Raw genomic sequence first — 12,585 nt, 5'->3', positions numbered from 1 at the left:
TCTCTAGCGTCGAATAGGTGCAGCTACTGGCCAAACTCCGCATCGATTCGTTCATGCTCGGCATTCTCGCCACCGTGGTGCTGGCCGCGGTGCTGCCCGCGCGTGGGGGCGCGGCCGAGGTGCTCGACTGGGCCACCAAGATCGCCATCGCGGTGTTGTTCCTGCTCTACGGGGCGCGTCTGGAACCGCGCGAGGCGCTGGCCGGACTGCGGCACTGGCGACTGCACGCGACGGTGCTCGGCGCGACATTTGTACTGTTCCCGGTGCTCGGTCTCGCGCTGCGGGTGCTGGTGCCGTCGTTCCTCAGCTCCGACCTCTACACCGGCGTGCTGTTTCTTTGCCTGGTGCCCTCGACCGTCCAGTCCTCCATCGCCTTCACCTCGATGGCGCGCGGCAATGTCGCGGGTGCCGTGGTCAGTGCTTCCCTGTCGAATCTGATCGGTGTCTTCGCCACCCCGCTGTTGGTGATGGCGTGCATGAACACCACTGCGGGCGTGCGTGTCTCGCCCTCCGCGATGCTGGCCATCGTGGTGCAGCTGCTCTTACCATTCTTGGCTGGCCAACTGCTGCGCCCGCGCCTGGGCTGGATCCTCGCCCACCCTGCGGCGACCAAAACCGTCGACCGCGGCTCGGTCTACCTGGTCGTCTACGCCGCCTTCAGCGCCGGTGTGGTGCAAGGCATCTGGCACAATCTCTCCGCCCGCACCCTCATCTCCACCGCCCTGGTCTGCGCCGGACTACTGGCAATCGTCCTGTCCGCCACTATCTTCGGCAGCCGCCTACTGGGTTTCTCCCGCGAAGACCGCATCGTAGTGACCTTCTGCGGCTCCAAGAAGAGCCTAGCCACCGGCCTCCCCATGGCCTCGGTCCTCTTCGCAGGCCACCCCGTCGGCCTGATCGTCCTCCCCCTCATGCTCTTCCACCAAATCCAACTCTTCACCTGCGCCGCCCTGGCCCAGCGCTACGCCCACCAACAGCCCCTGACACAGAGTGAACGGCCCGAGATGGCCTCGGGCCGTTGATCTTCGGAAATCATTCCTAGTTGACCGAATTCGCCAGCCGATCGGCATACGGAGCAACGAATTTGCCGACAATGGGAAGCTCCGCCCGGACCCCACCGATCCTGTTCGCCTGAACCATGGCCATGATCCACACGACAACCGCGAGGATCCAGACGGCGAGCCCAACAAGGCTGAAGATAATCCCCACGCCCCCGAGCAGCGACCCGACGACGCTCAGCGCGATATTGACCACCGAGACCGCTCCGAAAAAGACAATCGACTGCGCCGCATGGAATTTCACGTCAAGATCCTTCTTCCCCACGAATAGGAAGATGACCCCGGTGACCCACCCCAACGCGTAGGACAGTATCGCACCGGTCTTCTTGTCCACCCCGGCGGACTGCGGCTGGTTCAAGGGAGATTGAGAAAATGTCATGCGGCAAGTAGATCCGTGCGCTGCCGCCTACCGATCCCAACTTTCTCCCGACACCGATGAGTTCGACCGGCGCGGCCCGTCCTATCGAACGCGACCAACTTCGGAAAGGGCACTCTCATGATCGAACTGAACGCCGACCGCGCCCGGCAAGCGATCGTCGACCACACCCGACGTCTGGCCGAGGCGGCCGCCGCGGCCGGACCGGACGCCGCCGTGCCGACCGCCCCGAAGTGGACCATCGCCGACCTCGTCGAACACGTGGGCCAGACCCAGAACTGGGTCGCGGAGATCATCGAGCGCCGCATCGCCGACCCCACGCAGCTTCCCACTCAGATGGCAGTCCTGCCCGCCGATCCCAGCGAGTGGCAGCCCTGGCTCGTGGAGTCCGCACAGCGAGTCGCGAACGCATGCTCCGACGACGCCCTCGACGCACCGGTCTTCAACCCCGCCGCCGACGCCCGCTCCGGAACCCGCTTCTGGCTGACCACCATGCTCAACGAGGCGGTCGTCCACGGCTTCGACGCCACCAACGTCGCCAACCACCCGACCGACATAGCCCCCGACATCGCCGCCGCCCTCATCACCAACCACTTCCGGATGCTCACCTCGCCCACCTGGGAGATGCAGCGCCCCGAGTCCGCCCAAGCCCTCCGAGGCACCGGCCAAACCCTCCAATGGCGAGCCACCGACCTCCCCTCCGACCCGGCCGTCTGGTCCATCGAACGCCGCCCCGACGCCGTAACCTGGCGCCCCACAACCCAACCCGCCGACGTGACAGCGACCGCCCCCGCCGCAACCCTCCTCCTGCTCCTCACGCGCCGCCTCCCCCTCACCACCCCGGGAGCAACTCCTCTCACCATCGACGGCGACATCACCCTCGCCGAACACTGGCTCGACAACACCGCCCACGTCAGCGGCTGACCACTAGTCGGCGAGCGGGTTTGCGAGCGGCGGTATTGTCCGGCCCGGCGCCGCAATGCTCGATCCAGGCCGATCGAGCACCTCCAAACTCGCCAGCATCGCCCAGGCCGGGAACGTCACATTATTCGCACACGACACGACATCAATCCCGCCCCACGTCAACGCCTCCACCATCCCCGGATCCGCATGCGTCCAGTTCGGCTTGTGCGGTATCACCGCCCCGTCCCCACACAGCGGCCCCTCCAAGTTGACAAACCGAAAGTCGGCCTCCACCAACACATCTCGAATCCCAGCGAATGCCTCCGTCGGCGTCGACCGCCGCTGCACATTGACATCGCCCCCAAAAATCCCCTTCATACCCCCACCCCACCACACCCCCAACCACCCCGCATCCGACACAAGGCATTCGGCGGAACCGAACCCGGCAAGGTAGTGCGATTGTCGGTACCGTCACGTGGTGGGGAATGAGTGCTTGATCTGTGAGAAGCATCGTGGAACGGGGCGGCTGGTCGGGCCGGTGATCTACGGCGACGGTCTGGTGGTGGTAACGCACCGTCCACTCTCCGAGGGGATACCGATGCCCGGCTACCTATTCGTCGAAACTGTCCGTCACGCGCCAACCTTGGCCGATCTGAGCGATACCGAGGCTGCTGCGGTCGGCTGGGCGGTCCGTCGCGCGGCGTACGCGCTGCGCACCGAACTATCCCCCGACTATGTGTTCTCGGCGATAACGGGTCGCAGCGTCGCACACTTCCATCAGCATGTGTTCGTCCGCCCCGCAGGCACTCCGGACACCGTGAGCTGGTTCGACTCCTGGGCCGACGGGCCTCGTATGGATGAATCCACGCTGGGCTTGCTGTGCGAACGCCTCGCCGCCCACTTCACCGCCACCGAGGTACCCACCTAACTTGTCCCACCAGCATGCAATTCAGCAGGGCTCTTCTCGACGTTTGCCTGCTGAATTGCATGCTCGTCGATTGGGTTAGGTTTCTTCGTCCAGGTCGACTTCGAGGTTGTCGCGGTTGGCCCATTCGAGGAGGGGGGTTAGGTCGAAGATTGCTTCGTCTATGGCTGCGTGGAGGTCGCCTAGGGCGGCGTAGCGGGTGGGGACGGTTTTGATGGTGAAGTCGGTGGGGTGTATTTCGGGGATTTCGGTCCAAGCTATGGGGGTGGAGACGGTGGCTTGGGGGATGCCGCGGACGGAGTAGGCGGCTGCGATGGTGTGGTCGCGGGCATTCTGGTTGTAGTCGACGAAGAGTTGGTGGGGGTCGCGGTCTTTGCGCCACCAAGTCGTGGTGACGTCCTTGGGGGCGCGGCGTTCGACTTCGCGGGCGAAGGCGAGGGCGGCTCGGCGGACGTCCTGGAATCCGAATTCCGGGGCGATGCGGACGTAGATGTGTAATCCCTTGCCGCCGGAGGTTTTCGGCCAGCCGACCGCGCCGAGTTCGTCGAGCACCTCGTGGGCCACCTCGGCCACGCGCTGCACCCGCGACCAGGGGCAGTCCGGCATGGGGTCGAGGTCGATGCGCCATTCGTCGGGCATTTCGGTGTCGAAGCGGCGCGAGTTCCAGGGGTGGAATTCGACGGTCGACATCTGGACCGCCCAGATCACGTCGGCCAGCTTCTCGACACAGAGTTCGTCGGCGGTGCGGCCGTAGCGCGGGAAGTACAGTTCGACGGTGGGAATCCAGTCCGGCGCACCGCCGGGCAGTCGCTTCTGATGCACCTTGCCGCCGGGCAGGCCCTTGGGAAACCGGTGCAGCATGCACGGCCGATCCCGCAGCGCGTTGACGATGCCGTCGCCCACACTCAGGTAGTAGTTCACCAGATCGAGCTTGGTCGCCCCCGTCTCGGGGAAGTAGACCCGATCCGGATTGGACACACGCACCGTGTGCTCGCCGACCGCCACTTCGATCGCCGGAGCAGCTGACTTGCTGGCCACCCGTCCGACGGTAACCGGCCGCGCGGTCTTCCGCACGCCCCGACGCGGCAGACATCATGAACTAGAACACGTTATAGTTCAGCGATTCGGGCAGTGCTGGCCGGTATTTCATACGGGAAGGTGGTCGCAACGGTGCGGACCTGGGACTCTTCGGCCGATGTCGTGGTGGTCGGATACGGCGGCGCGGGAGTGGCGGCCGCGCTGGCGGCGCGGGAATCCGGGGCCGAGGTGCTCGCGGTCGATCGATACCTCGGCGGTGGGGCGACCGCGTTGTCGGGCGGGATCGTCTACGCGGGCGGCGGCACCTGGGTGCAGCGGGCGGCCGGGGTCGACGACGATGTCGAGACCATGCACGCGTACCTGCGGGCGGAGGTCGGCGACACGGTGAGCGAGGCGACGCTGCGGAGGTTCTGCGAGGAATCACCGGCCATGATCGATTGGCTGACGCGGCACGGTGTTCCGTTCCAGCCGTCGCTGTGCCCGTTCAAGACCTCGTACCCGACCGATGACTACTACCTGTATTACTCGGGTAGCGAAAACTCTGGTGGTTTCCGGGAATTGGCGACGCCGCGGCAGCGCGGACATCGTGCGCACGGGCGGGGAGTGTCGGGCAAGAAGCTGTTCGGGCCACTGGCCGCCTCGGCCGCACAGCATGGCGTCAAGGTCCGAACAGGCACCAGGGCAACACGACTCGTCGTCGAGGACGGCCGGGTGACCGGCATCGAAGCGACCACGATCAGCGCTGCGCCGCTCGCGGTCCAGCGACGCTTCGCCGCCTTGGCCCGCATTTCCTCGAAACCCGGTGTGTACCACCAAGGTTTACGCAAAACCGTGCAGACACTGCTCGCCCGCATCGAGCGCCGCTACGGCGTGCCGGTGCGAATCCAGGCCCGATCGGGCGTCATCCTCACCACCGGCGGCTTCATCGCCAATGGTGAGATGGTCGGCAAATACGCGCCGAATTACCCTTGGGCAGAGGGCCTTCCGCTCGGCACCGCCGGTGACGACGGCAGCGGAATCGCCATGGCCCAGGCGCTGGGCGCGGCCACCGACCGCATGGATGTGCTCTCGACGTGGCGGTTCATCGCCCCGCCGAGCGCCTTCTTCGGCGCGATCGCCGTCGACGCGAACGGGCGGCGCATGATCGACGAATCCCGCTACGGCGCGGCCCTGGGCCAGGCGATTGCCGCCGCACCCGGCCACCGCGCCTGGCTGCTCGTCGACGCTGGACTGGCCGCCGAGGCGCGACGCCAACTGGGCAAGCAGTCGGTGTGGTTCCAGCGCATGCAGGCCGAGCGCCTGATGAAGTTCGGCAGTGTGACCGGTCGCAGCGTCGAGGAGGTCGCGGCCCGCGCGGGCATCGAACCGGCGGCCCTGCGCGAGACCGTGGACGCGCACAACCGCGCGATCGAACAGCAGCTCCCCGACCCGATGGACAAGCCGGACGATCTGCGCCGCCCCCTGCATTCGGAACCCTTTGCGCTGCTGGACATCTCGTTCAAATCCCGCCTCACCTACCCCATGCCCATGCTGACCCTCGGCGGCCTGGTGGTGGACGAGGAGACCGGCGCGGTCCGCACCGAATCCGACACCACCATTCCGGGCCTGTTCGCCGCGGGCCGCGCGGCGGTCGGCATCTGCTCGAACGGCTATGTCAGCGGCCTGTCCCTGGCCGACTGCATCTACTCGGGCCGCCGAGCGGGCACCCACGCCGTGGAACGCGCCGCCACGCATTAGCCGGATCGGAGCCCCGGTCCCCGGTTTCCGGTGGCACACGGCCTACGCTGCGACTATGGCCGATAACAAGGTCACGACCGCCGCGCCCACACCCGCGCCCTGGGGATCGCGCCTATTGGGACCGGCCGAGGAAAAGGCCTGGATGCAGCGGATCCGGGTGCAGATCCTGCTGACCGTGGGTCTGGTCGTGGCCAATGTGATCGGGATGGCCGTGACCACCGCGCTGATCGCCTTCGTGCTGCCGGGTCCGCCGCTACTGACCAGGGAGATGGTGGCCCTCAACTTCATCGCCGTGCCGCTGATCAGCCTCTCGGCGCTGGCCTTGGGCCTGGGCTGGGGCACCGTCTTCGGATTGCGGACACTGCGCTGGGCACGCGAGCCGGATCGGGTGCCGACTCCGGCCGAACAGGCGGCCACCGCGGCGGTGCCGCGGAAGCTGGTGTTGTCGCAGGCGCTGCTGTGGTCGTTCGGTCTGGTCGTGATCACGCCGCTGTATGCCCGGGTGGATCCGTCGTTCGCGCCGAAGGTGATGCTGGGCATCGTGTTCAGCGCGATCGTGGTGTGCGCCAACAGCTATCTGATCGCGGAGTTCGCGCTGCGTCCCATTACCGCGCGGGTGCTCGAGGCCGCGCCGTCGCGTCCGCGGCGCGGACTGGGCGTCTTCGGCCGCACGGTGGTGGTGTGGGTGCTGGGCACGGGTGTGCCGGTGGCGTTGCTCATGTCGGTGGCGGTGCTGATTCTGGCGGGCTGGCCCGCCAGCAGTGAGCGGCTGGCGGTGGTGGTGCTGGCGCTGGGCGGGGCGACGCTGGTGTTCGGGCTGTGGCTCATGATGCTCACGCTGTCCTCGGCGGTCGCGCCGATCCGAGCGGTGCGCACGGCCATGCGCCGGGTCGAAGACGGCGACCTACAGGTGGAAGTCACGGTGTACGACGGCACCGAATTGGGTGAATTGCAAAGCGGTTTCAACCACATGCTCTCCGGCCTGCGCGAGCGCGACAAGATGCGCGACCTGTTCGGCCGTCACGTGGGGCACGATGTCGCCGCGGTGGCGCTGACCCGCGATCCCGAACTCGGCGGCACCGAATGCGAGGCGGCCGCGCTGTTCATCGACATCATCGGCTCCACCACCCTGACCGCCACCCGCCCGGCGGCCGAGATCGTCGCCATCCTCAACGACTTCTTCACCCTCGTGGTCGACGAGGTCGAGCGGTGCGGCGGTCTGATCAACAAGTTCGAGGGCGATGCCGCGCTGGCCGTATTCGGCGCTCCCGCAACGCATCCCGACGCCGCCGGGGCGGCCCTGATCGCCGCGCGCAATATTCGCAGGCGGTTGGCGTACGCCGCCACCGAGTTCGACGCGGGCATCGGGGTGGCCGCCGGAAAGGTGATCGCGGGCAATGTGGGTTCGGATCGCCGCTACGAATTCACCGTCATCGGCGACGCCGTCAATGAGGCGGCTCGACTGTGCGAACTGGCCAAGAACGACGAGCTGCGGGTGCTGACCTCCGCGACCACGATCGCCGCCGCCTCGACACGTGAGCAGATCCATTGGCGACTGGGCGAATCGGTGACCCTGCGCGGTCGCACCCGACCGACCCGGCTGGCCCGCCCGCGCACCCCCGATCGCGTGGCCGGTTCGAGCCATCGGGGCGATTCTGTAGGAAAATACGAGTAGGGCCGGGAGCCACGCCGATACGGCTGGACAATCGAACAATCTGCTGCGGGACAGGTATTTCCTGCGCCATTATTCGGGTCGTGGTCGCGACCAGCCTCTCCCTTCGAGGCGAATCACGGTCGTCGCGCTCACGTGTTCCAGGAGGCTTCTCATGCATCTGCGCTTCTCGCGCCCCTCCCGCCAACCCGATCTCGGTGACGCGACTCCACCACCACGGCACCCCGTCGACGAAGTACCCGCGCCGCCACGGCTGGCGCTCTTGGGTCTGCAGCACCTCGCGATCATGTACGCGGGCGCGGTCGCGGTCCCCTTGCTGGTCGGCGGGGCGCTGAAACTCTCCAGCCACACCATCGGTCTGCTGGTCAATGCCGACCTGCTGGTTTCGGGCATTGTCACCATCATTCAGGCCGTGGGCATCGGGCGGATTCTCGGTGTCCGGCTGCCCGTGGTCGCGGGTGCGACCTTCACCGTGGTCTCGCCCATGATCCTGATCGCGCAGGACTTCGGCGGCGGCGAGGCCGGACTGCCCACCGTCTACGGCGCGATCCTGGTCTCCGGCGTGTTCGGTCTGATCATCGCGCGGTTCTTCGCCAAGGTGGTGCGATTCTTCCCGCCGCTGGTGTCCGGCTGCGTGATCTGTGTGATCGGGTTGTCGCTGATCGGCGCGGATGCCGGGCTGATCGCCGGTGACGATCCGAAATCCGCTGACTACGGCCAGATCTCGCACATCGGTCTGGCCGGGCTGGTGATCCTGCTGATCGTGGTCATCCATCGCTTCGCCCGCGGTCTGATCAGCCAGTTGGCCGTGCTGATCAGCATGGCCATCGGCACGGTGGTCGCGGTGCCCATGCATCTGGTCGACATGTCGAATGTCGGGCCCGCCGCCTGGTTCGGCATCTCCAAGCCGTTCATTTTCGGCGCGCCCGAATTCCATATCGGCGCAATCATTTCCATGTGCGTGGTCATGCTGGTGACCTTCACCGAGTCCACCGCGGACATGGTCGCCGTCGCCGAAATGGTCGACAAGGAGCTGGAACCCGCCGATCTGGCGCGCGGTCTGGCCGCCGACGGCCTGTCCGCGGTGCTGGCCGGTTTCATGAACTCCTTCCCCGACACCGCCTTCGCCGAGAATGTCGGTCTGGTGGGCTTGACGGGTGTGCGCAGCCGCTGGGTGGTCGCGGCCTGCGGCGGCATGCTGGTCGCCCTGGGTCTGGTGCCGAAGGTCGGCAGTGTGGTCGCGGCGCTGCCGGGTCCGGTGGTCGGCGGCGCGGCCACGGTCATGTTCGCCATGGTGACCGCGGTGGGTCTGCGGGTGCTGCACAAGGTCCAGTTCGAGGGCACCAACAACATGCTGATCATCGCGGTCACGCTGTCGGTGGCCCTGCTTCCGGCGGTCGCGCCGAACATCTACACGAAGTTCCCGACCGATTTCCAGATGATCGCCAGCAGTCCGATCACCTCGGCGGTGATCGTGGTCTTCGTGCTGAATCTGCTGTTCAACCACTGGGGTGTGGGCAAGCGGCCCGAGGTGACGGCCGGAACGCACTGACCCTGCGGGGTTCGCATCGGTCCGGGCGGAGCCATTGACTGGGGCATGCTGTCTCACTACTTTTAGTGAGACAGCATGTCTCACAGTCGTACGGCAAGGGGCCGAGATGACCGATTCCTCGACGACACTGCATCCGCCCACGTGGGCCCCGACCTTCCTGCGCTGGCACGACACCCGCATCGGCTGGTGGCAGTCCTGGCGGCTGGCGCTCCGCGTGATTCCGCGGGTGCGCGATCACACGGTCCTGGATTACGCGGCCGCGCTGCCGGGCGCCGATGACGTGATCGTGGCGCGGGTGCCGTTCGCGCGATTCGTCATCGTGCGCAGCCCGGAGCTGGTCCGGCACGTGCTGGTGACCAACCAGAACAACTACGCGAAGAGCCCCGAGTACGACATGCTCGCGGTGGCCTTCGGGCGGGGGCTGGTCACGGACTTCAATGAAGAACAGTGGCAACGCAATCGGCGGTTGGTGCAGCCGATCTTCGCCAAGCGCAATGTGGATGGGTTCGCGCCGGTCATGGTGGCGGCCGCTCGGGACGCGGTGGAGCGCATTCGCACATTGAGCGCGAATGACGGCGTTGTCGACGTCGGTGCCGAAATGAACCGGCTCACTTTGGATGTCACATCGCGGACCATGTTCGGCACCGATATCACCGGGCCGATGTCGGAGGTGGTGTTGGCGCGACTGCTGCGGTTCTTTGGGCGTGGCTTCATGACCAATCTCAGCCATCCCATGCACAACATCGCCACCTGGATTCTGCAGCGACGAGGCCGGACGGATGCCGCCAATTCCCGTCTGCCCCTGCGCATCATGCGGGCCAGCGGCTGGATCGTCGAACCACGGGCCATGCGCGACCTGCGGCACGCCGAGCGCGTCGTGGACGGGCTCATCGCCGACCATCGCAGCGGGCGGATCGCGGCCAAGGACAATCTGCTGGCCCTGCTGATGGACGCCGAGGATCCCGAGACCGGCTACCGCTACAGCGATCAGGAGATCCACGACGAGCTCATGACCTTCATCGGAGCCGGAATGGAAACCACCGCAACGGCTTTGAGCTGGGTGTGGCAGCTGCTGTCCGAGCATCCGGAGGCTCGCGACCGGCTGCGGCAGGAGGTGCGCGCGGTGCTCGGCGACCGGCCCGCCACGGCCGCGGATCTCGAACGACTACCGTGGACCCAGGCCATTGTCGCCGAGACCATGCGATTACTGCCGCCCGTGATTGGATTGGCCAGGACCGCAAAGGATTACGACGACCTCGGCGGGTATCGCATCGAGCCCGGCACCACGGTCGCGGTCATCCTGCACGCATTGCATCATCACGGGCGGGTCTGGGAGCGGCCCGAGGAGTTCGATCCGAGCCGATTCCTTCCCGAAAACCTTGCGCGCGAACAGAAGCGGGCCGCCATACCGTTCGGGGCGGGCAAGCGCATGTGCGTGGCCTCCGGCTTCGCCAGTATGGAGGCGGCGCTGGTGGTCGCCACCTTCGCCCAGCACCTGGAATTCGACGCCGTATCCCCCGTGCGCGTCCGCCGCCAGATCTCGTTCACCGGCGGCCCCGACGGCCCGCTGCCCATGCGCGCCCGCTTCCTACCGCAGGCCCGCCCGGTCGACACCGCCGTATAGTCGAATTCCGTGAAGCCGCCCCCTCATCTGCGCTCGCACCGTAGGCGGTCGGGCGGTCAGCGCTGGGATGAGCACAATACGACCCGCCGCGCCGCCATTCTCGAGGCCGCGCTCGCTCTCATCGAGGAGAACGCGCCCGGCGCGGAGATCTCCACCCAGCAGATCGCCGACCGCGCGGGCCTGGCCCGCTCGGTCGTCTACCGGCAGTTCCAGAACCGCGAGGATCTCGACGCCCGGGCTCGCGAATACATCTTCGACCGCTACCTGACCGAGCTGGAGGCCATCCTCGTGCTCGAGCCGTCGAAGACCGTCGAAGGCATCATCTTCGACATCATGTCCACCCTCGTCGCGTGGACCGCCGATCACCCCAACCTCTACCGCTTCGCCCAAATGGGCCCCCTCCCAGGACATCCCGGCCCCGACACCCTGACCACGTTCCGTCAGCGCGTGGCCGACACCCTCTGGCACCGCTTCGCCTCCTGGACAGCCATCCTCGGCATCGACGTCACCCCCTTCCGCCCCCTCAGCTACGGCCTGGTCGGCCTGGTCGAGGGCATCATGACCCAATACGTCACCGCCCCGGAGACCTCCGACCACCCCGACCAGGAAACCCTGGCCCGCCTCCTGACTTCCTCCACCTGGTACCTCTTCGACGGCCACGCCCGCGACCTCGGCCACACCTTCGACCGCACCGCGACCGTCGCCGCCACCTTGGGCACCCTCTTCGCCGCCTCCGCCGAACTCCCCCCGCAATAGACCCCCCACAGCCTGAGACCTCGACGAGCATGCAATTCGGCAGGCAAACGTCGAGAAGAGGCCTGCTGAATTGCATGCTGGTGGGAAGGTGGAACCTGACGACTCGACGATGGAGGGGTGGAGGAATGTCTCAGGTATTTCTGACCATGGCCATGTCACTCGACGGGTTCATTACCGGGCCGGATGACAATGCCGAGAATCCGGCGGGCACCAATGGGATGCGGCTGATGGACTGGCTGGGTGGGGGTGCCGAGCCTGGGGTGGAAGGGCCCATGGCTTTTCGTCCCAAGTACCCCCACAGTCAGCTGGTGTTCGACGAGGCGATGGCGACCGGTGCGGTGATCACCGGTAAGCGGACCGGCGATTTCGCCGGGTATTGGGGCGGCGATCACCACGACGGGGTGCCGATATTCGTGCCGACGCACCAGCCGCCGGAGCACAATCCCTACGAGCGGGTGCGGTACGTGACCGACGGCATCGCGTCGTGTGTGGAGCAGGCGAAGAAGGCCGCGGGGGACCGCGATGTGATGATGCACGGCGCTTACACCGGGCAGCAGGCTCTGAAAGCCGGTGTGCTGGACCTGATCGACATCCAGCTTCGGCCGGTGCTGCTCGGTCGCGGGCGACGCCTGTTCGATGGACTCCCGCCCGAGCACATCGAACTCGAACTGATCCGCGCTCTCGAGGATCCCGGCGTCATGCATCTGCGCTACCTGGTCCGCAAATAGCTAGGTGCGCCGACGGGCCTTGCCGGGGTTGATGCGGAGGCGAACGCCCTTGTACACCACCGTGTTCGGTGTCTTGTCGTCGTTGTCGGGGTCTCCGGAGTCCGAGGGATCGGGTAGTTCCGCGCGCTGTTCGACGACTATCTGTGCTCGTGCCGCGCCGGGGTCGAACATCTCCTGAAACGGCCCGACGAACGACGCTCCGAGGCCGCGGCGTTT

The 12,585-nt window shown here is 66.6% G+C and carries 13 protein-coding genes; 9 read left to right on the top strand and 4 right to left on the bottom strand.

What is annotated here, in order from left to right; translation table 11 throughout:
• Positions 1–17 precede the first annotated feature (17 nt).
• Positions 18–1,022, top strand: coding sequence for a bile acid:sodium symporter family protein (locus VMT40_RS14170; protein ID WP_326358438.1), 1,005 nt, complete (start codon positions 18–20; stop codon positions 1,020–1,022).
• A gap of 16 nt (positions 1,023–1,038) precedes the next feature.
• On the opposite strand, the gene VMT40_RS14165 is transcribed toward VMT40_RS14170, so the two are convergent.
• Positions 1,039–1,392 (bottom strand): DUF4870 domain-containing protein, encoded by a 354-nt coding sequence (locus VMT40_RS14165; protein WP_326358437.1) that lies wholly within the window; start codon positions 1,390–1,392, stop codon positions 1,039–1,041.
• Between the two features lie 162 nt (positions 1,393–1,554).
• Here VMT40_RS14165 and VMT40_RS14160 point away from each other — a divergent pair, with 162 nt between their 5' ends.
• Complete coding sequence (locus VMT40_RS14160) at positions 1,555–2,358, top strand: maleylpyruvate isomerase N-terminal domain-containing protein (protein WP_326358436.1); 804 nt, start codon at positions 1,555–1,557, stop codon at positions 2,356–2,358.
• Positions 2,359–2,361: 3 nt separating this feature from the next.
• On the opposite strand, the gene VMT40_RS14155 is transcribed toward VMT40_RS14160, so the two are convergent.
• Positions 2,362–2,715 (bottom strand): CapA family protein, encoded by a 354-nt coding sequence (locus VMT40_RS14155; protein ID WP_326358435.1) that lies wholly within the window; start codon positions 2,713–2,715, stop codon positions 2,362–2,364.
• A gap of 100 nt (positions 2,716–2,815) precedes the next feature.
• Here VMT40_RS14155 and VMT40_RS14150 point away from each other — a divergent pair, with 100 nt between their 5' ends.
• Positions 2,816–3,265 carry an HIT family protein gene (locus tag VMT40_RS14150; protein ID WP_326358434.1) on the top strand — a complete coding sequence of 150 codons (450 nt, stop codon included), beginning with the start codon at positions 2,816–2,818 and terminating at the stop codon, positions 3,263–3,265.
• 75 nt (positions 3,266–3,340) lie between these two features.
• Here the strand turns inward: VMT40_RS14150 and ligD are convergent, their stop codons facing one another.
• The gene (gene ligD, locus VMT40_RS14145) at positions 3,341–4,300 is read right to left on the bottom strand and encodes a non-homologous end-joining DNA ligase (protein ID WP_326358433.1); all 960 of its coding nucleotides are present in this window, start codon (positions 4,298–4,300) and stop codon (positions 3,341–3,343) included.
• A 132-nt stretch (positions 4,301–4,432) separates the two neighbouring features.
• Here ligD and VMT40_RS14140 point away from each other — a divergent pair, with 132 nt between their 5' ends.
• The 6 genes from VMT40_RS14140 (at position 4,433) to VMT40_RS14115 (ending at position 12,369) form a co-directional block, all read left to right on the top strand.
• On the top strand, positions 4,433–6,037 hold the full coding sequence (locus VMT40_RS14140) for an FAD-binding protein (RefSeq protein WP_326358432.1): 1,605 nt from the start codon (positions 4,433–4,435) through the stop codon (positions 6,035–6,037).
• A 55-nt stretch (positions 6,038–6,092) separates the two neighbouring features.
• Positions 6,093–7,712, top strand: coding sequence for an adenylate/guanylate cyclase domain-containing protein (locus VMT40_RS14135; RefSeq protein WP_326358431.1), 1,620 nt, complete (start codon positions 6,093–6,095; stop codon positions 7,710–7,712).
• 151 nt (positions 7,713–7,863) lie between these two features.
• Positions 7,864–9,261: a nucleobase:cation symporter-2 family protein gene (locus tag VMT40_RS14130; protein WP_326358430.1), complete on the top strand. Its 1,398-nt coding sequence runs from the start codon at positions 7,864–7,866 to the stop codon at positions 9,259–9,261.
• A gap of 106 nt (positions 9,262–9,367) precedes the next feature.
• Positions 9,368–10,885, top strand: a complete 1,518-nt coding sequence (locus VMT40_RS14125) for a cytochrome P450 (protein WP_326358429.1) — start codon at positions 9,368–9,370, stop codon at positions 10,883–10,885.
• Positions 10,886–10,894: 9 nt separating this feature from the next.
• Positions 10,895–11,641, top strand: coding sequence for a TetR/AcrR family transcriptional regulator (locus tag VMT40_RS14120; RefSeq protein WP_326358428.1), 747 nt, complete (start codon positions 10,895–10,897; stop codon positions 11,639–11,641).
• A gap of 125 nt (positions 11,642–11,766) precedes the next feature.
• On the top strand, positions 11,767–12,369 hold the full coding sequence (locus VMT40_RS14115; protein ID WP_326358427.1) for a dihydrofolate reductase family protein: 603 nt from the start codon (positions 11,767–11,769) through the stop codon (positions 12,367–12,369).
• On the opposite strand, the gene VMT40_RS14110 is transcribed toward VMT40_RS14115, so the two are convergent.
• Positions 12,370–12,540, bottom strand: a complete 171-nt coding sequence (locus tag VMT40_RS14110) for a hypothetical protein (RefSeq protein WP_326358426.1) — start codon at positions 12,538–12,540, stop codon at positions 12,370–12,372. It abuts the gene before it with no gap.
• Positions 12,541–12,585 lie beyond the last annotated feature (45 nt).

The sequence above is a fragment of the Nocardia sp. CDC160 genome, from assembly GCF_035818795.1.
Lineage (GTDB): Bacteria > Actinomycetota > Actinomycetes > Mycobacteriales > Mycobacteriaceae > Nocardia.
The sequence above is the reverse complement of the archived record's forward strand: the minus strand, read 5'-3'. Positions and strand labels throughout refer to the sequence as shown.

Excerpts from the sequence above, each read along its gene's own strand:
- VMT40_RS14160 (WP_326358436.1), top strand. The coding sequence starts at position 1,555 with ATGATCGAACTGAACGCCGACCGCGCCCGGCAAGCGATCGTCGACCAC.
- VMT40_RS14155 (WP_326358435.1), bottom strand. The coding sequence starts at position 2,715 with ATGAAGGGGATTTTTGGGGGCGATGTCAATGTGCAGCGGCGGTCGACG.
- VMT40_RS14135 (WP_326358431.1), top strand. The coding sequence starts at position 6,093 with ATGGCCGATAACAAGGTCACGACCGCCGCGCCCACACCCGCGCCCTGG.
- VMT40_RS14130 (WP_326358430.1), top strand. The coding sequence starts at position 7,864 with ATGCATCTGCGCTTCTCGCGCCCCTCCCGCCAACCCGATCTCGGTGAC.
- VMT40_RS14125 (WP_326358429.1), top strand. The coding sequence starts at position 9,368 with ATGACCGATTCCTCGACGACACTGCATCCGCCCACGTGGGCCCCGACC.
- VMT40_RS14115 (WP_326358427.1), top strand. The coding sequence starts at position 11,767 with ATGTCTCAGGTATTTCTGACCATGGCCATGTCACTCGACGGGTTCATT.
- VMT40_RS14110 (WP_326358426.1), bottom strand. The coding sequence starts at position 12,540 with ATGTTCGACCCCGGCGCGGCACGAGCACAGATAGTCGTCGAACAGCGC.